Source organism: Sphaerobacter thermophilus DSM 20745, assembly GCF_000024985.1.
GTDB classification, from domain to species: domain Bacteria; phylum Chloroflexota; class Chloroflexia; order Thermomicrobiales; family Thermomicrobiaceae; genus Sphaerobacter; species Sphaerobacter thermophilus.
Genome location: NC_013523.1, coordinates 699,930 through 721,804, shown reverse-complemented (window position 1 = coordinate 721,804; position 21,875 = coordinate 699,930). Strand labels below are relative to the sequence as shown.

The window sequence follows — 21,875 nt, the reverse complement described above, 5'->3', positions numbered from 1 at the left end:
TAGGTACAATTTGTACGGACGGTTAGCTAGCCAGAGGCGTTATTCGCGGAACAGGTCCGGCAGCGGTTCCGAGTCGTCGCTGACCGCGATCTCCCCGAGCAGCAGGTCGTCCGCAGCGTCGGGCTGCCCGCCGTTGCCCGGCGCGTTGAGCCAGCGCAGCAACTCTCGCGCCGCGTCGGACGTGGCGAAGTCGCCGGCCATCATCGCCTGCTCGATCGCCTTGTCCAGGTGGCGCCGCGCCTGGTCGTCCTCCTGCCGGTCGTAGAGCAGCGCACCGAGGTTGTAGTGAAGAATCGCCGCACTGGCGCGGTCTCCCAGTTCCTCGGTGACCTTGAGCGCCTGGACGTAGGTCTCGATCGCGGCGTCGGCCTTGCCGGCAGCGTCCTGCACGGTGGCCAACCCACGCAGCGCCCGCGCCAGGAAGCGCTGTGACCCTGCCTCCTCGGCCGCGATCACGGCGCCGCGGTAGTGTTCCTCGGCCTCGGCCAGGTGGTTGCTCGACTGGTACAGCCGTGCCAGTTGCCCGTGGAGCCGGGCACGCATCTCGGGGCTGCCGTCGACCGTCGCGACCTCGAGCGCCTGCCGCAGGTGCTTGATCGCGGCCGGGGTCTGCCCCGCCTGCACGCTGAGCTGCGCCAGGATCTGGAGGTAGTGGAGCTGCTCGCCGGGGTCGCCATACGCGCGCGCGATCGTCAGCGCCCGTTGCAGGTTCTCCTCGGCGTCCCGCAGCATGCCGCGGCTCAGGTTGATCGAGCCGACCAGCGCGTAGCCCTCGGCTTCCAGACGGCTGCTGCCGGCCTCGCGGGCCAGATCGAGCGCCCGGGCGGCGACAGCGAGCGCATCCGCCGTCTCGCCGAACTGCAGGAGCACTTCTCCGATGCCGAGGAGCCAGCGGCACTCGGCCTGGCGGTCGCCACTGCGCCGCGCGTCGTCGAGCGCCTGCATCAGGCACTCCAGCGCCTCGTTGCGCCGCTCCAGCGCACCGTAGGCCAAGCCGAGCAGGCCCAGCACTCGCTGCCGCAACAGCGGGTCGTCCAGGGTTTCGCTCACCTGCGCCGCCGACTCGAGCAGACCACGGGCCCCCTCGGCGTCGCGGAGCTTGATCAGCGCCTCGGCAGCCTCGAGCAGCGCCCGAACCGCCGCCGAGCGGTTGCCCAGCCGCTGCTCCAGCTCGGCCAGCTCGCGGAAGTGATCCGCCGCCTCCGCCAGATAGCCGCCGTGCTGCTCGACCCGCGACAGCCCCGTGAGGCAGCGACTCTCCATCGTCAGGTCGCCGATCTCCCGCGCGCGCTCCAGCGCGCCGAGGAGTTGCGATCGGGCACCGTCGAACTGCCCGGCCTCGGCCATCAGCGCCGCTGCCTGGACCGCGATCTCAACCTGAAGCCGGGTGTCGATCGTGCGCTCCGCCGCGTCCTGCGCCTGCTGTAGCAGCAGCATGGCCTGGTCGCGGTCTCCCTGCTCACGCAGGATCACCACCTGGCGCAGCAGGGCATCGACGACGCCCGCGAAATGGCCGACTCGACGGGCGCTACGCCCGGCCCGGTGGTAGAACTCGCGCGCCGCGGCCTCATCCCCCTCGCCGCGCGCCAGATCGCCCAGCAGCAGAGCCGTCTCGACATCTTCGAGGGTGTCGACATCCTCGCGCCCGGCGTCCAACTGGCGGGCGAGGAGTTCCCGGGCGCGCTCGGTCTCACCCCGCTCAAAGGCGAGGCGCGCAAGGCGGGCCAGGGCACGACGCTGGCCGGGGACGTTGGCGATACGCTCGGCGGCGTGGAGCGCTTCGCGCAGGTGCAGCTCCTGCTCGCGCGTCTCGCCCATCTCCGCCAGGAGTTCGGCCGCGCGCAGGTTGCAGTCGACGAGCACCCGGTCGAAGCCCTTGTAACGCGCCGCCAGGATGGCGAGCCGCGCCAGAACCAGTGCCCGCTCCGGGTCATCCACCGCGGCGCGGGCCGCCTCCCGGTCCAGCTCCCAGAGGTCGCCGTCCGCCAGGCGGTTCAGGATGGAATGCTTCTCGACCTCCTGATAGGCCCGCTCGACCGGAATGCGCCCTTCCCACACATCGGCCGCGAGCCGGTAGACCGGGTTCCGCTCTATCCCTTGCCGCCGGCGCAGCCACCGGCCGACCTGCTCGAACCCAAGGCCCCGCCTCGAGTTCGTCCCCCGCTCGGCGTCGACCCAGTCCCCGTCCATCGCCATCTAGCTCCCCGCCATCGCTAGTGCCCAACGCAACGTGTCAAGCGTAATGTTCCCGCCGCTCACGATCAAGCCGACCTTCCGGCCGGCCAGCTCCTCGCGCATCTGCTCCGCGGCCGCGAATGCCGCCGCGCCGGCCCCCTCGGCGAGCAGATGCGCCGTCTTGATGAGGTGGACGATCGCCGTGCGCAGGGCCTCCTCCGAGACCAGACGCATATCGTCCACAAGATCCCACATGATTCGGAGCGGCAACTCGAAAGCAACGCGCGTTGCCAAACCTTCAGCGAAAGTCATGCCGCCGTCGAGTTCCAACAAGCGGCGTTCCCGCCAGGCGCGGTAGACGACCGGCATCTCCTCCGACTGCACACCGATGACCCGAATTGCCGGGTTGACCGCCTTCATCACGATCGCGGTGCCGCAGACGCCGCTGCCCGCGCCGACCGGCACGATCACGGTGTCGAGGTCCGGCACCGCCTCGATCATCTCCAGCGCGTAGGTGCCGACCCCGGCGATCAAGTCGGGTTCGTTGGCCGAGTGGATATAGCGCATTCCGTCGCGCTCCGCCCGCTCCTCGGCCGCCAGTCGCGCCTCGTCGAAGTCCCGCCCGGTCAGCACCACCTCGGCCCCCAGCCGCCGCATCGACGCGACCTTGTCGGGGTTGGCTCCGTCGGGCGCGTAGACCACGGCGCGCACGCCGAAGAGACGCGCGGCGTACGCGATCGACTGCCCGTGGTTCCCGGTGGACGCCGTCACGACGCCACGCTCGCGCTCCTCAGGCGCGAGCCTGCTCATCAGGTAGAGCCCACCGCGGATCTTGAAGGCATTGATTGGCTGGAGGTTTTCACACTTGAGATAGGCGTCGAAGCCGAGGTGTTCGTTGACGGCCGGCGAGTGGAGGAGCGGGGTTGGGGCCAGGTAGCGCCTCACTACAGTGCGCGCATGAAGAACATCCTGCAGCGTTGGCACACGATACGCCGAACCGATCCCGGTCCCCATTGTCTCTCCATTCCCCCTCGGTGGGCCGCCACGGTCCCCCTCGTTGCTCCGGCTCCACCGGCATTATAGTATCTCGGCGACGCCGTGCATGGCGACCCCGGAGCGCCGGAACGAACGGACACATTGTAAGCGAATGCCGAAGGTGAGGGGCGGAATGAGCTTTCGCGAGCGTTTGCGGGCGGCCAGCGAGCGGAGCGGATCGCTCCTCTGCGTCGGCCTGGACCCAGACCCGGCACGCCTCCCCACCCACCTTGGCCCTGCCGACGACGCGCGCACGGTCCTCGCGTTCAACCGCGCGATCATCGAGTCCACCACCGACCTCGTCTGCGCCTACAAGCCGAACCTGGGCTTCTACCTCGCCTACGGCCCCGCCGGAGTGGAGGCGCTGATCGAGACGCGCCGACTGATCCCGCCGGAGATCCCGGTGATCCTGGACGCGAAGGTCGGCGACCTCGGCAATACCTCGGTCGCCTATGCCCGTGCCTACTTCGATGCCTGGAATTTCGACGCAGTGACGGTGCACCCGTACATGGGCGAGGACAGCCTCGAGCCGTTCCTCTCCCGCTCCGACCGCGCGGTCTTCGTACTCGTCAAGACCTCAAACCCCGGCAGCGGGGATCTGCAAGACCTCCCGGTCACCGACGAGGGCACGACAGAGCCCCTCTACCTCCGGGTCGCGGAGCGCGCCCGGCGCTGGCAGGGCCGCTACGGCACCTGCGGGCTCGTCGTCGGCGCCACCTACCCCCGGCAACTGGCCGAGGTCCGCGAGCGGTGCCCGGACCTACCGATCCTCGTGCCGGGTGTCGGCGCCCAGGGCGGCGACCTGACCACAACGGTCCAGGCCGGACTCGATCCGGCAGGCGGCGGGCTCCTGATCAACGCCGCTCGCGGCGTGATCTACGCCGGCACCGGGCCCGACTTCGCCCAGGCCGCCCGCCGCGCCGCGATAGAACTCCGCGACGCCATCAATCAGGCACGCCAGAGCTAGTCGGCGCACACGCGAGGAACGTCGCCCTGGCATGAGCCGACGACACGACATGGGTGACGGGTACGGCCGGCTACCCGGCGGTGGAGTGTCGGTTGGGGCGGATGACGATCAGCCAGTACGGCAGCAGGGCGAAGATGTTCAGCAGCGCCAGCAAGAGCAGCCAGACCATTCGGGCCTCGTCGGTGATCTGGGTCTTGGGGCGCTGCGTGACATCGACGAAGGCCACAATCAGGGCGATCCAGGTCAGCATCACTGCCGGGAACGCGGGCAGCAGGATCAGCCAAATCGAGATATCGCGCGTCAGCGCCAGCGTGATCGCGCCGCCGATGTAGAGCAGCGCCACGATCGACGCTGTCGGCAGCAGCCAGGTCAGCCCTTTGACGCTTTGGATATTCACGGAATCCTCCGGCCCTCGTGGGCCGACCAGGGCGAGTCAGCACGAGCGCCCGGTGCCGCGGACGGCAACGGGCGCTTCCCTGCATGCACACCAAACTAACGGACGGAGTGATCCGGTCCTGCGCTCCAGTGCAGGCAGCAACTACTGCTGCTGCGCCATCTTGGCGAGCTTGCGCCGGCGCTTGTGCTCGGCCTTGCGGGCCTTGGCGCGCCGCTGCTCGCTCTTGCTCACGAACCGTCGCTTGCTCCGATAGTCGCGCAGCAGGCCCGACTTCTGAACTTCCTTGGTGAAGCGCCGAAGCAGTGAGTCAAAACTCTCGGAATCCCTCAGTTCTACGCGCACGAGCCGGATCACCTCCTCTCCTTGTTAGATGTTGACACACCGTCAGCGACCCACTCGAGGATCGGCGGCGCCGGCGAGCGGTTGCGTCGCGCCGCTCGCGCGCACGCTGAAACGGCCGGCCGTCCGGTGATGTCTTTATCAGTATAGCACACCACCGGCCCGACCGGCCGTCTTGTCGCCACGAAACGCCTTACCCGCGCTGGTCCATCGGCACGAAGGGCCGAGGATCGGGTCCGACGTACGCCGCCTGCGGGCGGATGATCCGGTTGGCCGCCGCTTGCTCCAGCAGGTTCGCCGTCCAGCCGCCGATCCGGCTGATCCCGAACACCGCCGGCATGAGATCGGTTTCCCCGAGCAGCGAGTAGAGCAACGGAGCCGAATAGAACTCCACGTTCGGGAACAGCTTCCGCTCCAGGAAGTAGGGGTGATTGCTCGTGATCTGCTCGAGGCGCACCGCCAGCTCGTGCCAGGTCGTGTCGCCCTTCTCCGCGGCCACCTTCTCGGAGTAGCCCATGAGATGGTCGACGCGCGGGTCGCGGGTCTTGTAGATGCGGTGGCCCATGCCCATCAGCCGCCGCTTGATCCGCAGCGACTCCTCCACGTAGGACTCGGCATTGTCGGCCGAGCCGATGGCCAGCAGCATCTCCATCGCCCGGCGATTGGCGCCGCCGTGGGCATCGCCCTTGAGGGTACCCAGCGCGCTGGAGACGGCCGAGTAGATGTCCGACAGCGCCGACAGCGTGACGCGCGCCGAGAAGGTCGAGGCGTTCATGCTGTGCTCGGCCAGCAGCACCAGGTACGCGTCCATGGCGCGCTCCTGCAGCTCGCTGGCTCGCTCGCCGCGCAGCATGTAGAGGAAGTTGGCGGCATGCCCGAGCGACGGGTCCGGATCGACCGGCTCCTGGCCATGCCGCAGCCGATCGAACGCGGCCAGCATGGTCGCCATCGCCCCGGTGAGCTTGATGGAGCGCTCCAGCAGCGCGTCGCGGGAGAGATTGAAGGCGTCGGCGTCCTCCATCCCCATGACGGTGACGGCCACCCGCAGCGCATCGATCGGCTCCCCGCCGCGCGGGAGCACGCGCAGCGCCTCCATCACGGAGGGGGACAGCACGCGCGCGGCGACGAGCTTCGCGTTCAGCTCATCCAGCTCAGCGCGGGTCGGCAGTTCACCATACCAGAGCAGGTGGAGCACCTCCTCGAAGGACGCGCTCTGCACCAGGTCGTGAATGCTATAGCCCCGGTAGTACAGGCGCCCGTTGGTCCCGTCTACCAGGCTCAGCTCGGACTCGGCGACGACGATGCCCTCGAGCCCTCTGCCCGCGGTGGTCGCCGCGCCTGTCCCTGCATCAGCCATCGATCGAACCTCCTTCAAGGGCGCGCAGCCCCGTGGCGGGGTGCGGCCTGGTGGGAAAAGCGTCCACCCGTATGGTAGCACCGCGGCCGGAACTTGTGTACACATCATGACGAAGGTTGATTCACGTTGAGGCCAGCTTTACGCGGTCCAAACGAGCGCCTATACTGGCCGCAGGAGGCCTGCCATGATCAACATCGACGGTATCGAGTACTTGACTGCGACGGAAGCCGCCGAGTTGCTCGGAGTCAAGGTCACCACACTCTACGCCTATGCCAGCCGCGGCCGCATCCGCAGTTACCGGCGCGGCATCAAGCGCGAGCGCTTCTACCGACGCGCCGAAGTGGAGGCGCTCCTGCGCGTCCGCCCGTCGGCGGCGGGGACTGACGACACCGAACACAATCTCCCCCGAGCCGAAACGTGGATTCCCTATTCGTGAGCTGTGCGGTAGACTCGACGCATGGAGCCGGGCGGAAGGAGCGGCCGCTCGCCCATGCCGTTTTCAGCCGGGAAGGGGACTACCGGCATGCTGGAGCGCGATCCCGCGGGATCAGAGGGAGGTCATGTGGCGCGCATCCTCATCGTCGACGACGATCCCGCGATCCGGACACTGCTCGACGAGCTGCTGCGGGAGGAAGGCTACTCAACGGTCTTGGCCTGTGATGGGCAGTCTGCGATCGAGCAGGCGCGCGCCACGCAACCGCACCTGATCTTGATGGACCTGATGCTTCCGGTGCTTGACGGTGCCACAGCCATCCGGGTTCTGAAGAGCGATCCTCGCACGAACCAGATCCGGATCATCGCCATGTCGGCCGGCCACAACCTGCGCCTGCAAGCGGATGACCTCCCGGCCGACGGCGTGCTCTCGAAGCCATTCGATCTCGACGCGCTGCTGGCCCATGTCGCCGTGTATACGCGCCATGTCGCCAACCATGAGCAGTCAGAAGTCGCCGGAGCCTGACCGCACAAACTACCCACCGCTGTACGTGTGGCTCGACTCCGATCCGCGTGTGGAGCCACCCGACGCTGAGATCGAAGACGTGCCGGGAGTGCCGGACCTGGAGCTTCTCGTGGCCGCGATCCTCGACGGCCGCTTCGGTTCGCTCCTGCCCGCGCGCATGGCCATCTCACCCCACCGCACGCCGACCAGCCCCAACGCGCTCCGGCGCATCGACGTCGGCCGCCTGCTGCGTGACCGCGGCATCCCGCACCGCCAGCGATTCGAGATCCGCCGCCGCCCCGCCGACGCGGAGTCGTGAGCGGAGCGGCGGCGGTGCCGCGCCGCCTAGGCGTAGACGCGGATGAGGATGTCGGTCGGGTGGAAGGCGTTGGTGGCGTTCTGGTCCTGCGGGCACGCCGACACCGCCACGATCAGGTCCATCTGCGCCCGCAGCAGCACGTAGTCGTTCGCCTCGGACAGCGGCTCGCGGATCTCCAGCTCGCCCCGCGCCTTGAGCCCCACGTGCATGAACCAGTTGATCGGATCGGGGATGTGGTCGTAGTGGATGCCGTACGGCCCTAGCACCGAGGCGAAGTTGTCCCGGCAGTTCGGGTGGTCCTCGATCCCATAGTCGTTCAGATAGCGCAGGCGATCGCAGGCCGGCATGAGCATGTCGTGACGCCCCACGGAGTCGTCCAGCAACACCATCATCGGGTTGCGGCGATTGCTGTACAGGCTCATGCCCTTGATCAGCATCATCGAGTTGTTGATGCCCCGGGTGTGGGCGGTCGACAGGTACTCGTCGATGTCGTGCCGGTTGAAGCAGACGAAGTCGCAGACCTGCTGCCCCTGCATATCGGTGATCTGCAGGAACTGCCCCTCCTTCATCGGGAAGGCGATTGGCGACTGTGGCCGCACCTGGGCGGCCCGGATCGGCATCCGCCCGGCCAGGATTTCGCTGCGCTTGAGCACCACCGGGTTCTCCTCCTCCGCGTTCCGCGCACTAGCGGGCGCGCTCGCGCCGGTTGACCGCCAGCACGCTCAGGAACTCGAAGATGACATTGGCGGCAATCAGCGCGGTGATCCCACTTGGGTCGTGAGCCGGCAGCACCTCGACGAGGTCCATGCCCACGAAGTCGATCCCCACCAGTCCACGCACCAGCTCCTGCGCCTCGCGACTGGTGAAGCCACCGATCTCCGGTGTCCCGGTGCCGGGAGCGAAGCTGGGATCGACGAAGTCGATGTCGAACGTCAGGAAGACCGGGCCGGACCCGACCCGCCGCCGGATCGCTTCCAGCACGGCGGGCAGCCCCTCGCGGCGCACGTCGTCGGTGGTCCAGAGTTCGAAGCCGAGGTCGCGCGACTGCTGCAGGTCCCCCGGCCCGTAGAGCGAACCGCGCATGCCGACCTGGATGGCCCGGGACGTGTCGATCAGCCCCTCCTCCACCGCCCGGCGGAAGGGGGTGCCGTGGTTGTACTTCCGCCCGAAATACTCGTCCCAGGTGTCACCGTGCGAGTCGAACTGGATAAAGCCCACCGGCCCGTAGCGCCGCGCGATCGCCCGCAGTTCGGCCAGCGTCACCGAGTGGTCACCGCCGATCCCAACCGGGAACACATTTTCCGCCAGGATCGGCTCCATCGCCGCGACGACCCGGTCGTAGGTGTCTTCGATGTAGCCCGGGACCGTCGGCAGATCGCCGTAGTCCACCACCGAGAGATAGTCGTACACGTTGACGTCGAGCGACGGGTTGTAGGTGCGCAGCATGGCCGACATCTCGCGCACCGCAGCCGGCCCGAAGCGGGCTCCCGTGCGGAAGGTGGTGGCGGTGTCGAAGGGGATGCCGAACACTGCGACGTCGACGCCCGCCAGATCGCGCACATGCGGCAAGCGGGCGAAGGTGCGCAGTCCGCTGAAGCGCGGGCTCTCCAGAGCGTTGATCGGTTCGTAGCGGCCCACCGGCGGCGCTCCTCTCCTCTATCCCGTCTAACGTGCCTCCGCCGGCTCGTAGCGGCGGAAGACCAGGCAGGCGTTCTGTCCACCCAGACCGAATGAATTGGAGATGGCGACCCGCACGGACGCGCGGCGCGCCACGTTGGGCACGTAGTCCAGGTCGCACTCCGGGTCGGGCGTCTCGTAGTTGATCGTCGGGTGGATGATCTGGTCACGGATGGTGAGGACGGTAGCCATGGCCTCAATCGCCCCCGCCGCGCCCATCAGGTGGCCGATCATCGACTTGGCGGAGCTGATCGGGATCTCGGCGGCGCGCTCCCCCAGCGCCCGCTTGATCGCGATTGTCTCCGCTTTGTCGCCCAGCGGGGTGCTGGCCGCGTGGGCGTTGATGTAGTCCACCTCGGACGGCTCGATCCCCGCGTCGGCGAGCGCCGCTGTGATCGCGCGGGCAGCGCCGACGCCCTCCGGGTCCGGGGCGATCGGGTGGTACCCGTCGTTGCTGCTGCCGGAGCCGGCCACTTCAGCATAAATCGTAGCGCCGCGGGCCAGTGCGTGTTCTTCCGCCTCGAGCAGCAGGACAGCCGCTCCCTCACCGATCACGAAGCCCTCCCGGTTGGCGTCGAAGGGCCGGCTGGCGCGCTCCGGCTCGTCGTTGCGGGTCGAAGCGGCGCGCTGCACTGCGAAGCTCGCGACGAACAGCGGGAAGATCGCGTGCTCCGTCCCGCCCGCGAGCGCCACGTCGGCCCGCCCGCTCCGGATCACCTCCATCGCCTCCCCGATCGCCTGGGCGCCGGTGGCGCAGGCGGTGGAGACGGTCAGGCTTGGCCCGAGGAAGCGGAACGTCTGGGCGATGTGGTAGGCCGGGAGGTTGTGGGGGAAGGTCGTCATGAAGAACGGGGAGACGCGCATCAGCCCCCGCCGCTGGGCCACCTCCTGGGCCTCCAGGATCGTGGCCATGCCGCCCGCACCGGTGCCCATGATGACCGCCGCAGTGCACGGGTCGATCGATCCGGGGTCGAGCCGCCCGTCTTGCAGCGCCATGCCCGCTGCCGCGACGGCGAACTGGGTGAAGCGCGCCATCTGCCGCGCTGTCTTGGCGTCGACCCAATCGCCGATGCTGAACCCGCGCACCTCCCCCGCGATCTGCACCGGGAGGTCACTCGGGTCGAAGCCCTCGATGCGGCGGATCCCCGAGCGGCCGTCGACCAGGCCGCGCCAGGTCTCCTCGGCTGTCAGCCCCAGCGGCGAGACCGCGCCGACGCCCGTGACGACGACCCGGCGCCGCCCCGAGGGCGCCTGATCGCGCAACGCATGACCGCACTGCGGACAATAGTTGGCGGCGGCCGGTGTGATCGACTGACATCTCGGACAGCGCACCGGTATCCTCCTGCTTCGCGGAGCGGGTTCATCGCGGGTTCAGTATCTCGACGCATGCCACCGGTGTGGAGTGGCATGCCTGGCAGATCGTACCAGATTCATGGCCTCGTGCAGAGGAGGATCAGGGCACGAAAACGGGCGGAAGGATCGCCCCGCCGCCCGTGGTAGTTCGTCGTCGGTGCCCGGACTACTAGACGGCGCGCCGGCCGGACAGCAACTGCACGATCAAGACGACCAGTGCCACGACCAGGAGCAGGTGGATCAGGCTGCCGCCGATACTCCCCAATAGCCCCAAGAGCCAAAGAATGACCAGGATCGCAATGATAGCCCACAACATCTGTAGATGCTCCTTTTCCGTCAGCCTCGCGTACAGGTGCGAGACCCTTCTACTGGGCTAACCCAAGACGCGTGCCACCGCTGCAGGAAGGCACTCCGCGATCCACGGCACAGCCGCCGTTTTCCGCCACGGACAGGCACAGCCCGCGCTGCGTACCCGTCAAGTCGTTCCTTGTCTGTGGTGGAGACTGACGGTCCCGCGACCATACGACAAACCCCGCCCCGGAGTCACCAGGGCGGGGTGCGTGATCGTGATGTGTCGTGCGCGCTAGGTCGTCGGGCGGAGCATGATGCGCGGTCGGCGTGGCTTGCGCGCCGCCTCGACCGCCAGCCGTGCAGCCGCCTGGCGCGCGGCTTCGCGGAAGGCCACCGCGGGCGCCGAATCCGGGTCCGATACCACGATTGGGAACCCGATATCGCCGCCCTGCCGGATCGAGCCCTCCAGCGGGATCTGTCCCAGCAGCGGCACGTCGTGGCGCGTCGCGGTGCGCTCGCCGCCGCCGAACCCGAAGATCTCGGAGCGCCCGCCGCAGTGCGGGCAGACGAAGTAGCTCATGTTCTCGATGATCCCCAGGATCGTCGTCTTGACCTCGCGGAACATGGCCAGCCCCTTGACCGCGTCCGCGAGTGCCACATCCTGGGGCGTCGTGACGATCACCGCGCCGGAGAGGGGGATGCGCTGCACGAGAGTGAGCTGCGCGTCACCGGTGCCGGGCGGCAGGTCGATCACCAGGTAGTCCAGCTCGCCCCAGTCGACATCGCTGAGGAACTGGCTGATGAGCTGGGAAACCAGCGGACCGCGCCAGATGAGTGCCTTCTCCGGGTCGAGGATGAACCCGACCGACATGACCTTCACCCCGAAGGCGTCCAGCGGCACGATCTTGCCGTCCCGCATCGTCGGGCGGTGCGAGACGCCCATCATGATCGGGATGCTCGGCCCGTACACGTCGGCATCCAGCAGGCCGACCGAGGCGCCGTCCTGCGCCAGCGCGATGGCGAGATTCACCGCCACGGTGGACTTGCCAACGCCCCCCTTGCCGCTGGCAACCGCGATGGTGTTCTTCACCCCGGGGAGCGGCTGGCGATCCGGCATGCCGCTTCCGGCAGCGCGGACCCTGGCGGAAAACTGGACGCTGACCTCGGACACCCCCGGCAAGGCCGTCACGGCGTTGCGCACGTCCGTCTCGATTCGCCCGCGCAGCGGACACGCCGGCGTGGTCAACTCGACGTGGACGTGGACCCGACCGCCCTCAATCGCCACATCCTTGATCATCCCGAGATCGACGAGACTCCGCCCAATCTCCGGATCCTGGACCGGGCGCAGGGCATCAATCACCTGCTCGCGGGTCAACCCTGTGTCCACCATCGAGACTCCTCACTTCCGACGGAGCGGCACACCGCTGACCGGCAGCCGGGGCAGCCTTCCTGGACGGCGCCTCGGCCGGATATTTGTCAACTAAACTGTATCATAAACGGGCGCGCTGCGACGCCGACGAGCTGCGGTTAGCTCTCAGGCTCCTCAGGGATCAGGATCCAGAGGATGATGTAGGGCACGAGCCCCGGCAGGCCGCCCGGCAGCAGCAGGAGCAGCCACAAGACCCGCATCAGCCAGACCGGCACGCCGAACCGTTCGGCGAGGCCACCTGCGACCCCGGCGACGAGCCGGTGCTCCCGCGAGCGGTACAGTCCGCGCGATTTCTCCATCGTTCGTGTCCTCTCTGCGGTTGGCGGCGCTCGGCGGCCCCCTTGCGGAGACCTGAGCTGCCGTCACGCTGCTCCGCTAATCATAACCGTTTCCCCGCCCCGAGCGCCCGCAGCGAGCGCGCCAAGAAGAGGTCAGGGCCTGCTCCACGTTACCGTGCGGGGACGAGCAGGCCCTTCGTCAGGGGTGTCGGTGGAGCACCGGTGGCTGCTCCGACCGTTGGGGAAGGGAGGGGAGTTCGGATGGTCGAGGTTCTGACCACCCGGATCGGTGAGTTCCTCGAATCGTGTCCGTACCACCAGTTGGGACAGGATCGGTTCCGCGTTGAGCCCATCACGGTCACCAATCGGGCTCGGTTCCGGAACGCTACGTCCGCTAGCGAGGCTTGCCTCACCGTCATTTCCTGCTCTTAGGATAGAGAGATCAGCGCCAACTGTCACCCGTCAATGGGACTGTTTCACTGCATATGGTTGGACAGGGGTACAACTGTCCGTTCGGACAGGAGGGGTACTCTGGCCTGTTGCTCACCGCCGCGGGCCGTGCAAGTTGACCATGAAGAGCACCACCGCGAGCACTCCGAGCACCCCCGCCACGCCGCCGAGCCCGGCGCCTCCGTGCCCGATCAGCCCGGCCGCTACGCGCAGCAGGACAGCCAGGTTTCCCGCCAGGAGCGTCACCCACGGCAGCGCAGCGCTCCGCAGTTCTCGCCGGGCGAACCCCGGCAGCATGTGCGATCCGACTCCCAGAATCAGCAGCGTGGCGAAGCCCGCCCCGAGCGCGTGCCACTCGACATCGGACGGGAGGACCGGCACAGCCAGCCCCAACTGGTGCAACCCGATCAGCATCGAAACACCCCCGGCCGCGGCGAGCCACGCATAGGCACTCAGCGCATGCAGTTGCAGCGGATCGCGCAACGGGCGGGCGGGCCGCCGGGGCAGCGGTCGCCGCGGGCCGAAGACGCGTAGGGCCGCAATCAACCATGCGAGCGCCGCCCCGTGCAGGACCTGCCCCGCCCCGACCAGCGTCGGATCCCCGGTTGCCCGGAGTGCGATCCCGCCGACCAACCCGGCTACGGGGAGGACCAGCAGGTGCGCCCGTGGCGGATGAGTCTGGAAGTAGAGCGGGAAGGTCCGGGCAGTCATCGCCGCCGCCACCGGCACGAGGAACCCGTAGAACTCGATCTGGACGATGATCCGGTCCAGCGACGCCGGGACAACGCCGGCACCGCGCGCGGCGGCGACCAGCCCGTAGGCATTCAGGACAGCCCCGATCCAGAGCGAGCCGAAGGACACCAGAAACAGGGGACGCACCGGCCGCAAGGCCCCTGTCTTCCGCGGTGGCGCGTCCCGGATCGTGGCGACCAGCATCGCGACCGCGAGGGTGATCCCCGCGAGCGGCAGCCCGGCCGCGAGGACGAGCCCCACGCTCGCCGCGGGGTCGCCGATGCCTGCGGCAAGGAGCGGCTGTGTGACCCCTCGCAGCACCAGCCCGACGACGATAAGCCACAGCGCAACACGTGCCATCCGGGGCCACCGCAGGGGCACCCCCGCCAGCCGCGGCAGGAAGTGGACCGCCACGCCCAGCACCATCAGCCCGACCCAACCCAGGAGTTGCACCTGCCCGTGCGCCTGGCTAGCCGCAACCCACCAGCGGCCGGTTTCGCCGCCCAGCCACCGCGCGACGAACAGCCCGGCGCCGAGGGCGAAGCCGCCAGTCAGCGCCATCGCGATGGACGCCGCCACGAACGGCGGCCAGACCGCCCCCGACCGGGATCGTCGTTCGCTTGCTGTCGTCCGCGGTTCATGCGTGACTACTTGCCGCGGTCCCCTATCCGACAGGGCCGTCACCACCTTTCCTACCGCCTCCTTGTACCACGCCCTCCCGTCGCGCTGCGCATCTCCCCCGGGACAGTCCCCGGCGCGTCAGTTCGATCACCAACCGGCGAGGGTCGGCAGCGCCGCGCCGCGTCCGGGTGTTCCCAAGAAACACCCCGCGCGATGGCTCGCGCGGGGTGCCCGAAGGGGTGGGAGAGAGGATTGTGGGTGGGAAGCCACGCGCCGCCGCGGGTGTAGCGGCGCGTGGCCCGGCAATCAGCGGGTCAGCCTCGTAATGCGTACCTGCCACACCTCGGGGCCGGACTCGATGTACGCCCAGCCAGCCTGGCCGGGGTACTCCGCCATGAGCTGGTAATACAGCGGCTTCGGGTCGTGGTCGTTGACCAGTCGCATGCTCTCGCCCGGCGCCAGGTCGAGGAACTGCCGGAAGATCAACGCATGCCGGTCGCGCGGTGCGATCTCGCGCACGTCCAGCGTTACCGTCTCCGGGGCTTCCGGCGTCTCCGGGGTCTTTAGCGTCACGATACCACTCCATCCTCCGTCGCACCCGGCCCCACCGGCCGGGTGGGTGTCCGACTCATCCACACGGTCACATTCGGCAGCCCGTGGCCCGCGATGCGGCCCACGTTGGCCAGGAAGCAACCCACGCCTGCGGCCAGCACGACCCCCGCGACGTGCCCCAGCGCCGCGCTCCCGAGCGGAGCGACCGCGAGCGACAGCACCATTCCGGCAGTCCAGAGCAGCCACCCGGCAACCGCCAAACGTCGGTGGTACATCTCTTCCAGACGCGGCACGCGCTGGCGCCCGGCCAGTGGCGCGTAGCGGTGGAGCCAGACGAGGAAGGTCGCGATCTTGTAGAAAAAGCCCTGGATCGCCGTCTCGGCCAGCCCTCCCAACGCCAGCCAAACCACGGCCACCCACAGCGCGGAGGACGGCCGCAGGCCGAGCGCCATCCCGGCCACGAGGAGCACTGCCGCCACCAGCCCACCGGCCGCCGCGACCAGCGCGAAGGGGATGTGCACGTCGAAGCCCCGGCGCCGCCGAACTCGGTAGAGATGCACCAACTGCGCGGCGAAGAGCACCTGTCCCGCGGCGATCGCCAGCGCCCCAGCGAGGCGTAACGCGGCGTCGGTGCGGAGCAAGAACGCCGCGACAAGCAGCCAGGCACCGCCGGCCATCAGCACCAGTCCACCCCACGCTGCCGGGCGCCACAGGGCATCTTCCGCCAGCGTGAACATCCCCACGAGCCGGTAGGCGACGCCGGCCAACAGCACCGGCACCCACCCTGCCAGCAAGAAGGTGACGTGGGCGCCCAGGAGCGGGTAGGTCATCGTGCCGAGGAAGCCGTTCCCCTTGCTGCCTGCCAGCAGCAGTCCGGCCACGATGCCTCCGGCGAGGCCCGCCAGCCCCACGGCCAGGTGCCAGGCCACCACGTCCCAGCGCTCCGCCCGACGCAGCGTCGTGCCGACCACCCAGATGTAGAGGCCGAACGCAACGACCAACAGGGTCGCGCCCGTCCCCATCGCCCAGTGCTGCAGCGTCAGGAGCCCCGGCAAGAGAAAGGCCAGCCCAGCCAGGAACGCCCAGAACGAGGCCCGCCCCACGCGGACCGATGCCAGCGGCGTCTGCAGGACGACCGGCACGAGTTGGTACGTGGCGCCGAGTATCACAGCGGCCACGACCCCGAGGGTGTTGAGGTGCACGAAGGCGAGCAAACGTAGATCGCTGAAGCTCCCCGCGAAGAGCGGCACCGCAAACGGCGCCAGCACTGCCACGGCGAGGAGCCCGACCATGCCGAGTGCCATGAAGCGCGCGGGGAGGTCCCGGTCCGGCGCGTGTGCGCTGCTGATTCCGCCAGGGGGGCGCATCATTGGGCCTCCACGTTGGCGGTCTTCTCGATCAGCAGTTCAACCCGTCCCGGGCCGAGCTCGCGCGTCTCATGACGGTAGCCGAGCGCGTCGAGCCGTGGGTAGAGGTGCATCGGCCGCCGGACGTGGTGCACCAGCAGGGTGCCACCGACAGGCAGCGCTTCGAGCGCTTCCATGATCCGGATCATCGGCTCGGGCGGCACCAGATCGCTCACGTCGATCGTCACCGTGGCGCTCGGGGATTCCCAATCAAGCGCCGGAGCGTCCGCGGCCGGCTGTGATTGCGGTGCCGCGTGACGCCTCCGCCCACCGGCATGGAAGAAGAGGATCTCCCAGTCCTCAGGACCGTGCTGCCGGGCATAGTGGACGAAGCCGCGCTGCCCGAGCACGTCGTAGAGCGGGATCGGCTCGAACGTGTTCCAGAGGCGGAACGCGTGCCCGGGCGCGGTGCTGCGCGCGGCAGCCATGATCGCGCTGAACGGCTCCCGCCCCTCCCGCTGCATCGGCCGGGCATCGACCTCGGCATCGATCGGCACGTTCCCGACCCAGGGCGGCACGTCCGCCGTCGTGGCACTAGCCAGCTGATCCGCGGGCTGCTCGTCGGGGACTTCGATCCCGATGGCGCGGTTCAGCGCCCGCACCAACTCGGCCGGCTCCATGCCGCCGATCGCCGCGGCCTGTTCTACCGTCACGAGCCGGCTCTGGACCCGACGCATGACCGGGTTGCGCAGCAGGCGGAAGGTGGGGTTCAACTTCACCAGCTCATCCACCAGGTGTGGGTACCGGCTGATGACCTCATTCACCTTCCAGGAGGCCAGGATCGGCTCCGGTGCCGTCTCACTCATGCGCCAACGCTCTCCCTATTCCCAGCCCAGCTCACGACGCCCGGCCGGCGTGATCATCTCCGGGCCCCAGGGCGGGTCCCAAACGAGATCGACCACGACGTCCTGTACGACCGGAGCGTAGGTCCGCACCGCCTCCTCGACCGCCGTCGCGATGCTGTCGTGCAACGGGCACCCTGGCGTGGTCAGCGTCATGGTCACGCGCACCTGGCGCCCGTCGACCTCCACCCCGTACACGAGGCCAAGGTCGACCACGTTGACGCCCAGCTCTGGGTCGTAGACCTCATAGAGCGCCGCAAGAACCGTCTCCGGGTTGAGCAGGAACGATGTCACCGCAGGTTCACCCACTGGGTCGCACCCCTCCCTGTGCCGTGTCACGCCGGGCCTACCGCCCGGCTACGTCCGACTATGCCGGAGCCGAAACGGCACGTCTTTGCGCTGGCGCAAACGGAGGCTGAGCAGAACCTACCAGCGGCAGGGTCAACCCTGGCTCGTTGGTTCCTCCGGCGGGTAGGTGATGTCGGTGCCGTCGACGACGGCGAAGGGAGTCATGCGGTGTGGCTGGGTGGAGCGCGGACCCATGATGTGCGCGACGGGGATGCCGCGCACGGTGAGCGCGTCGGCGATGAGCGAGCGGTGGCAGCGCCAGGGGACCGCCTCGGCGCACATGATGGCGATCTGTTCACCGCGGGCGAGGTCGATCAGTTCGTCGAGCGCCGCGGCAAACTCCGGCGTCTGCATGTAGTCGGCAAAGCCGCGGAAAGAGGCGTTGCGCCATCCAGTGTTGGGCGAGTCGGCTCGCGCCCGCCGGAGCCCGCCCAGTTCAGGCGCATGCGTGTAGGCGATCCCGGCCTCCGCCAGTGCCTCGGGCAGCGTCTCCCGGTTGAATTGCGGATTCTTGCGCGACCGGGGCACGGTGCGCACATCGACCAGCCGGGTCACGCCGTTCTCCCGCAGCAGGTCGATCAATTCCTCGACAGACCGCGTCGAGTGGCCGATTGTGAGTACCCGGGTCGCGTCGCTCATGGATCCCGCGCCTTACGTCTCAGGATCGACGTGCTCATCGCGGGAGAGCGACACGAGGCCGCCTACTCCCGGCACGCCCCCGGCGCGTCGTGGCCGAAGCGCATGAAGGGGGATGGGTCGTTGGGCACCCGAACCTCGTGCAACAGCCGCTCCTGCGCGTCGTAGGCCCTGATCGCACAGGTCGTGCTCGCCTCCCTGAAGAGTGCGAAGACACCGTTGGTGAGGCCCGTCTGCTGCACGGCGCCGTCGTCGTACTCCACCTCGACGATCGCCACCTCTGGGCGCAGCGCCCGGCCAATCGTCTTTACAGCGGGGTACCGGACACCGTACCGCGAGGTGACCGCCGCGGGCGGCATCGGTCCACTCAGAACGGTCAGGTATGGGCGCGCACCCGGCAGGCCATCCCCGCTGCCTTCCAGGACACTGTACCACTCGCCTTGAGCTTGCCCTGCAAGAACATAGCCGAGCCCACCAGACGTCCAACCTGGCCGGTGGTAAATCACTACGGCGCTCGGTTCCGCCTTCAAGTACTGGAACCAGCACCACTCGGTGCACCCGATTAGGCTGGTATAAGGCGGGAGAGCCCCTTGGTTTGCCTGTCATCCCGAGTGGAGCCACCCGCCCCAGCGCGGCGCATCTGCTGCGGGTGGTGTGTCATCCTTAGCGCAGCGAAGGATCTCGCGCTGCGGCGACCACCCCGCTTAGAGATCCTTCGACTTTGCCAGGCCCGGCTGGCGCCGGTCCAGGCTCCGCTCAGGATGACATTGGTTCACGCGGTGGCCCGGGTCTGTTATGACGCCTCCCGTGGACCATCCAGCGCCACATGGCCTGCTTCGGCGATCCGGGACAGGAGCAGGTAGAAGTACAGGAGCCCGCCGTAGTCGCGCCAGGCCCCGAGCACGCGCTGCACGCCGTCGTAGTCGAGCGCTTCCTCAATGCCGAGCCAGCGGCGGAGGTTGTTCCGCCCGCCGACGTCATCGCCGGGGAAGATGTGCACCCGTCCGAGTCCGCGTAGCAGGACATACTCCGCCGTCCAGCGCCCGACACCGCGCAGTGCGAGCAGGCGCTCCATCGCCGCGTCGTCCGGCAGGTCCTCCAGAGGCTCCAGGTCCAGCGACCCGTCGACCAGGCGCTCCGATAGCTCCAGCACCGCCCGCGCCTTCTGCCGGCTGAAACCCAACTCGCGCAGGCGGTCCGGGCTTACGGTGAGTACGTCCTCCGGGCGGGGGAAGGCGACGTGAGTCTCGCCGTCGCGTTCGATGGTCATGCCGCATTCTTGGGCTAGGCGCGACAGGATCCGCAGGCCGAAGGTCAGCGTGATCTGCTGGCAGGCGATGGCATTGACCAGTGCCTCATAGACCGTCGGGTAGCGGGTGGGTTTCGCGCCGCGGAGGCGGTCGGCGAGTTCGGCGAGCGCCGGGTCGCCCGCGGCCAGTCGGGAGAAGCCGCTCAGATCCACGCCCGTGCCCAGTGTGCGCATGAGCGTCCGCCGGAGCTCCGGAACCACCGTTTCGTCGGCGCCCGGGCCGGACGCGACAACGTGCAGGCACGGCGAATCCACCGGCCCGGTCTGGGTGACGGCGACCTCGATCGGCTGGCCGTTCACGGGGAGCACCCGCCGGTACGTCCGGCCGTCCCAGCGATCCACCACGTTGTCCGGCCGGCGGCGGAGGACCCAGACCGTCAGGTCGAGCCGGAACGGCGGCAGCGGCTCGATGGTGAAGCTGACTGGTTCGACGCGCGCACCCATTCCGACTCCTCCCCATGTTTTCTCCACAACGACTGAGGACCGGGCTCTACATGCCCGGTCCTCGATTCTCGCACAGCCCGGCGGTCAGTCGCTTGTCGGCTGCTGGATGGGTTGGGAACCGGGTTGCGGCTGCGCGGAGTGGTGCGCCGGGCCCGTGGGGTGATTCGGCTCCAGCGCCCAGGCGACGAGGCTCATGAGGAGGAGCGCCAGGCCGATCCCGACCACCGGGTAGACCTGCCACACCATCCCCGCCGCCGCGATCGTCAGCGACAGTGAGGCGAGCAACGGCACGTACGACGGTAGCGGCAGCTCGATCGGCGCCTTCGGCTGGGTCGCCGGCGGCTGGGCCGACCCGTCCGCAATCTCCTGCTTCCGCCGCCACCAGTCGTCACGCCCACGCACGTGCGGGATCTCGGCGAAGTTGTACTCAGGCGGCGGCGAGGGGATCGACCACTCCAGCGTGCGGCCGTCCCACGGGTCGGCCTTCGCGCGCTCGCCCGAGCGCAGGGACGTCACCACGTTGTAGACCAGGAGGAGCATCGAGAGCCCGAGACCGAACGCCCCGACCGTCTCGACCATGTTCCACAGGTCCCAGCCCATCCCGGAGGCGTAGGTGAAGATGCGGCGCGGCATGCCGTCGACCCCGAGGAAGTGCATCGGGAAGAAGGTAACGTTGAAGAAGATCAGCGTCAGCCAGAAGTGCACCTGCCCCAGCCGATCGTTCAGCATCCGCCCAAAGATCTTGGGGAACCAGTAGTAGATGCCACCCAGGAGGGCCATGATCGTGCCGCCGAAGAGCACGTAATGGAAGTGGGCCACCACGAAGTAGGTGTCGGTCTGCCAGTAGTCGACCGGCACCGAGGCGTGCATCACGCCCGAGATGCCGCCAATGGTGAACATCCCGACGAACCCCACGGCGAACAGCAGCGGAGCGGTGATCCGGATCGAGCCGCCCCAGAGGGTCCCCAGCCAGTTGAAGATCTTCACGCCGGTGGGGATGGCGATCAGCATGGTCGTCGTGCCGAACACCGAGTTGGGTATCGCTCCGAGCCCCACGGCGAACATGTGATGCGCCCAGACGCCGAAGGACAGGAACGCGATGGCGATACCGGAGTAGACCATGAACGGGTAACCGAAGAGCGGCTTGCGAGAGAACGTCGGCAGGATCTCCGAGATGACCCCGAAGGCGGGCAGGATCAGGATATAGACCTCCGGGTGACCGAAGATCCAGAAGAGGTGCTGCCACAGGACCGGGTCACCCGCCGCGGCAGGCTGATAGAAGACGGTGCCGAAGTAGCGGTCAAACATCAACTCGATCAGCCCGATCGTCAGCGGCGGGAAGGCGAGCAGCATCAGGACCGAGGTGATGAAGGTCATCCAGACGAAGAGCGGCATCCGCAGCATCGTCATCCCCGGCGCCCGCATGTTGACGATGGTCACGAAGAAGTTCAGCGCCGACGCCAGGGAGGAGACGCCCAGCACCTGCAGGCTCATCGTATAGAAGTCGAGGTTGCGCCCGGGCGAGAAGGTTTCGCTGGTCAGGTTGGCGTAGGCGAACCAGCCTGCGTTGGGCGCTTCTCCCAGGACCAGGCTGGTGAGGAGGAGGATCGACCCGAACAAGTACGCCCAGTAGCTAAAGGCATTGAGCCGGGGGAACGCCACGTCGCGCGCGCCGATCATGAGCGGGACCAGGATGTTGAAGAAGGCAGCATTGAGCGGCATTGCGACGAGAAAGATCATCATCAGGCCGTGCATGGTGAAGACCTGGTTGTACGCGTCCGGGCTGACGAGCGTGTTGTCCGGCACGGCCAGTTGTGCCCGGATGACGAGTGCAAGCGCGCCCGCTACGAAGAAGAACGAGAGTGAGGTGAACAGATAGAGGATCCCGATGCGCTTGTGGTCGACAGTCGTGATCCAGCTCCAGATCGTGGAACCGAGCGACGGCTGTCGCCGTTCAAGCGTGACGGCTGGCTGCGTCATG

General features: G+C 68.3%; 24 protein-coding genes. 4 read left to right on the top strand and 20 right to left on the bottom strand.

Translation table 11 applies throughout. The features are described 5' to 3' along the window. Nucleotides 1-39: 39 nt before the first annotated feature. Together STHE_RS03240 and STHE_RS03235 are read right to left on the bottom strand one after the other, a co-directional pair. On the bottom strand, nucleotides 40-2,196 hold the full coding sequence (locus STHE_RS03240) for a tetratricopeptide repeat protein (RefSeq protein WP_245534876.1): 2,157 nt from the start codon (nucleotides 2,194-2,196) through the stop codon (nucleotides 40-42). Next, on the bottom strand, nucleotides 2,197-3,189 hold the full coding sequence (locus tag STHE_RS03235) for a threonine ammonia-lyase (protein ID WP_012871138.1): 993 nt from the start codon (nucleotides 3,187-3,189) through the stop codon (nucleotides 2,197-2,199). It abuts the gene before it with no gap. Nucleotides 3,190-3,343: 154 nt separating this feature from the next. Between STHE_RS03235 and pyrF the strand changes: the two genes are divergently transcribed. After that, nucleotides 3,344-4,177, top strand: coding sequence for an orotidine-5'-phosphate decarboxylase (pyrF, locus tag STHE_RS03230; protein ID WP_012871137.1), 834 nt, complete (start codon nucleotides 3,344-3,346; stop codon nucleotides 4,175-4,177). Nucleotides 4,178-4,247: 70 nt separating this feature from the next. Here pyrF and STHE_RS03225 read toward each other — a convergent pair whose 3' ends face one another. The 3 genes from STHE_RS03225 to STHE_RS03215 form a co-directional block, all read right to left on the bottom strand. Then, entirely contained in the window at nucleotides 4,248-4,574 is a 327-nt protein-coding gene (locus tag STHE_RS03225; RefSeq protein WP_012871136.1) for a hypothetical protein, read from the bottom strand. 141 nt (nucleotides 4,575-4,715) lie between these two features. Beyond that, nucleotides 4,716-4,928, bottom strand: a complete 213-nt coding sequence (gene rpsU / locus STHE_RS03220) for a 30S ribosomal protein S21 (RefSeq protein ID WP_012871135.1) — start codon at nucleotides 4,926-4,928, stop codon at nucleotides 4,716-4,718. Between the two features lie 178 nt (nucleotides 4,929-5,106). After that, nucleotides 5,107-6,270 carry a citrate/2-methylcitrate synthase gene (locus STHE_RS03215; protein ID WP_012871134.1) on the bottom strand — a complete coding sequence of 388 codons (1,164 nt, stop codon included), beginning with the start codon at nucleotides 6,268-6,270 and terminating at the stop codon, nucleotides 5,107-5,109. A gap of 184 nt (nucleotides 6,271-6,454) precedes the next feature. On the opposite strand from STHE_RS03215, the gene STHE_RS03210 reads away from it, so the two are divergent. From STHE_RS03210 to STHE_RS03200, 3 genes are all read left to right on the top strand, one after another. Further along, on the top strand, nucleotides 6,455-6,706 hold the full coding sequence (locus tag STHE_RS03210) for a helix-turn-helix domain-containing protein (RefSeq protein ID WP_012871133.1): 252 nt from the start codon (nucleotides 6,455-6,457) through the stop codon (nucleotides 6,704-6,706). 87 nt (nucleotides 6,707-6,793) lie between these two features. Next, a complete protein-coding gene (locus STHE_RS03205; protein WP_245534875.1) occupies nucleotides 6,794-7,228 on the top strand; it encodes a response regulator in 435 nt (144 codons plus the stop codon). Continuing rightward, complete coding sequence (locus STHE_RS03200) at nucleotides 7,200-7,526, top strand: hypothetical protein (protein WP_012871131.1); 327 nt, start codon at nucleotides 7,200-7,202, stop codon at nucleotides 7,524-7,526. Before STHE_RS03205 ends, STHE_RS03200 begins: the two co-directional genes overlap by 29 nt. Nucleotides 7,527-7,552: 26 nt before the next feature. On the opposite strand, the gene STHE_RS03195 is transcribed toward STHE_RS03200, so the two are convergent. The 15 genes from STHE_RS03195 to ctaD all read right to left on the bottom strand — a co-directional run bounded on the left by STHE_RS03195 (nucleotide 7,553) and on the right by ctaD (nucleotide 21,874). Continuing rightward, nucleotides 7,553-8,182 carry a DUF1989 domain-containing protein gene (locus STHE_RS03195; protein ID WP_012871130.1) on the bottom strand — a complete coding sequence of 210 codons (630 nt, stop codon included), beginning with the start codon at nucleotides 8,180-8,182 and terminating at the stop codon, nucleotides 7,553-7,555. Nucleotides 8,183-8,210: 28 nt separating this feature from the next. Next, nucleotides 8,211-9,164 carry an agmatinase gene (speB, locus tag STHE_RS03190; protein ID WP_012871129.1) on the bottom strand — a complete coding sequence of 318 codons (954 nt, stop codon included), beginning with the start codon at nucleotides 9,162-9,164 and terminating at the stop codon, nucleotides 8,211-8,213. 27 nt (nucleotides 9,165-9,191) lie between these two features. Beyond that, complete coding sequence (gene fabF / locus STHE_RS03185) at nucleotides 9,192-10,535, bottom strand: beta-ketoacyl-ACP synthase II (RefSeq protein ID WP_012871128.1); 1,344 nt, start codon at nucleotides 10,533-10,535, stop codon at nucleotides 9,192-9,194. Between the two features lie 190 nt (nucleotides 10,536-10,725). Next, entirely contained in the window at nucleotides 10,726-10,872 is a 147-nt protein-coding gene (locus STHE_RS18690; protein WP_012871127.1) for a lmo0937 family membrane protein, read from the bottom strand. A 267-nt stretch (nucleotides 10,873-11,139) separates the two neighbouring features. Continuing rightward, on the bottom strand, nucleotides 11,140-12,237 hold the full coding sequence (apbC, locus tag STHE_RS03180) for an iron-sulfur cluster carrier protein ApbC (RefSeq protein ID WP_012871126.1): 1,098 nt from the start codon (nucleotides 12,235-12,237) through the stop codon (nucleotides 11,140-11,142). 137 nt (nucleotides 12,238-12,374) lie between these two features. After that, nucleotides 12,375-12,575 (bottom strand): PspC domain-containing protein, encoded by a 201-nt coding sequence (locus STHE_RS03175; RefSeq protein ID WP_012871125.1) that lies wholly within the window; start codon nucleotides 12,573-12,575, stop codon nucleotides 12,375-12,377. Between the two features lie 522 nt (nucleotides 12,576-13,097). Then, nucleotides 13,098-14,297: a hypothetical protein gene (locus tag STHE_RS03170; RefSeq protein WP_148219884.1), complete on the bottom strand. Its 1,200-nt coding sequence runs from the start codon at nucleotides 14,295-14,297 to the stop codon at nucleotides 13,098-13,100. A gap of 366 nt (nucleotides 14,298-14,663) precedes the next feature. Then, nucleotides 14,664-14,930 carry a DUF2249 domain-containing protein gene (locus STHE_RS03165; protein WP_012871122.1) on the bottom strand — a complete coding sequence of 89 codons (267 nt, stop codon included), beginning with the start codon at nucleotides 14,928-14,930 and terminating at the stop codon, nucleotides 14,664-14,666. Then, on the bottom strand, nucleotides 14,927-16,279 hold the full coding sequence (locus STHE_RS03160) for a hypothetical protein (protein ID WP_012871121.1): 1,353 nt from the start codon (nucleotides 16,277-16,279) through the stop codon (nucleotides 14,927-14,929). The genes STHE_RS03165 and STHE_RS03160 overlap by 4 nt, the downstream gene beginning before the upstream one ends. Beyond that, nucleotides 16,276-17,121: a DUF2249 domain-containing protein gene (locus tag STHE_RS03155; protein ID WP_012871120.1), complete on the bottom strand. Its 846-nt coding sequence runs from the start codon at nucleotides 17,119-17,121 to the stop codon at nucleotides 16,276-16,278. Before STHE_RS03155 ends, STHE_RS03160 begins: the two co-directional genes overlap by 4 nt. 15 nt (nucleotides 17,122-17,136) lie before the next feature. After that, nucleotides 17,137-17,466 (bottom strand): metal-sulfur cluster assembly factor, encoded by a 330-nt coding sequence (locus STHE_RS03150; protein WP_012871119.1) that lies wholly within the window; start codon nucleotides 17,464-17,466, stop codon nucleotides 17,137-17,139. Between the two features lie 132 nt (nucleotides 17,467-17,598). Continuing rightward, nucleotides 17,599-18,144, bottom strand: a complete 546-nt coding sequence (locus STHE_RS03145; RefSeq protein ID WP_012871118.1) for a DUF488 domain-containing protein — start codon at nucleotides 18,142-18,144, stop codon at nucleotides 17,599-17,601. Nucleotides 18,145-18,206: 62 nt separating this feature from the next. Further along, nucleotides 18,207-18,500 (bottom strand): hypothetical protein, encoded by a 294-nt coding sequence (locus tag STHE_RS03140; protein WP_012871117.1) that lies wholly within the window; start codon nucleotides 18,498-18,500, stop codon nucleotides 18,207-18,209. 434 nt (nucleotides 18,501-18,934) lie between these two features. Then, on the bottom strand, nucleotides 18,935-19,894 hold the full coding sequence (locus tag STHE_RS03135; RefSeq protein WP_012871116.1) for a DNA-3-methyladenine glycosylase family protein: 960 nt from the start codon (nucleotides 19,892-19,894) through the stop codon (nucleotides 18,935-18,937). 84 nt (nucleotides 19,895-19,978) lie between these two features. Further along, nucleotides 19,979-21,874, bottom strand: a complete 1,896-nt coding sequence (gene ctaD / locus STHE_RS03130; RefSeq protein WP_012871115.1) for a cytochrome c oxidase subunit I — start codon at nucleotides 21,872-21,874, stop codon at nucleotides 19,979-19,981. Between the last annotated feature and the right edge of the window lies 1 nt (nucleotide 21,875).

Coding starts and splice junctions, on each gene's coding strand:
- STHE_RS03240 (WP_245534876.1), bottom strand. CDS start 2,196: ATGGCGATGGACGGGGACTGGGTCGACGCCGAGCGGGGGACGAACTCG.
- STHE_RS03235 (WP_012871138.1), bottom strand. CDS start 3,189: ATGGGGACCGGGATCGGTTCGGCGTATCGTGTGCCAACGCTGCAGGAT.
- pyrF (WP_012871137.1), top strand. CDS start 3,344: ATGAGCTTTCGCGAGCGTTTGCGGGCGGCCAGCGAGCGGAGCGGATCG.
- STHE_RS03215 (WP_012871134.1), bottom strand. CDS start 6,270: ATGGCTGATGCAGGGACAGGCGCGGCGACCACCGCGGGCAGAGGGCTC.
- STHE_RS03210 (WP_012871133.1), top strand. CDS start 6,455: ATGATCAACATCGACGGTATCGAGTACTTGACTGCGACGGAAGCCGCC.
- STHE_RS03205 (WP_245534875.1), top strand. CDS start 6,794: ATGCTGGAGCGCGATCCCGCGGGATCAGAGGGAGGTCATGTGGCGCGC.
- STHE_RS03200 (WP_012871131.1), top strand. CDS start 7,200: ATGAGCAGTCAGAAGTCGCCGGAGCCTGACCGCACAAACTACCCACCG.
- STHE_RS18690 (WP_012871127.1), bottom strand. CDS start 10,872: ATGTTGTGGGCTATCATTGCGATCCTGGTCATTCTTTGGCTCTTGGGG.
- apbC (WP_012871126.1), bottom strand. CDS start 12,237: ATGGTGGACACAGGGTTGACCCGCGAGCAGGTGATTGATGCCCTGCGC.
- STHE_RS03175 (WP_012871125.1), bottom strand. CDS start 12,575: ATGGAGAAATCGCGCGGACTGTACCGCTCGCGGGAGCACCGGCTCGTC.
- STHE_RS03170 (WP_148219884.1), bottom strand. CDS start 14,297: ATGGCGCTGACTGGCGGCTTCGCCCTCGGCGCCGGGCTGTTCGTCGCG.
- STHE_RS03160 (WP_012871121.1), bottom strand. CDS start 16,279: ATGATGCGCCCCCCTGGCGGAATCAGCAGCGCACACGCGCCGGACCGG.
- STHE_RS03155 (WP_012871120.1), bottom strand. CDS start 17,121: ATGAGTGAGACGGCACCGGAGCCGATCCTGGCCTCCTGGAAGGTGAAT.
- STHE_RS03145 (WP_012871118.1), bottom strand. CDS start 18,144: ATGAGCGACGCGACCCGGGTACTCACAATCGGCCACTCGACGCGGTCT.
- STHE_RS03140 (WP_012871117.1), bottom strand. CDS start 18,500: ATGCCGCCCGCGGCGGTCACCTCGCGGTACGGTGTCCGGTACCCCGCT.
- STHE_RS03135 (WP_012871116.1), bottom strand. CDS start 19,894: ATGGGTGCGCGCGTCGAACCAGTCAGCTTCACCATCGAGCCGCTGCCG.
- ctaD (WP_012871115.1), bottom strand. CDS start 21,874: ATGACGCAGCCAGCCGTCACGCTTGAACGGCGACAGCCGTCGCTCGGT.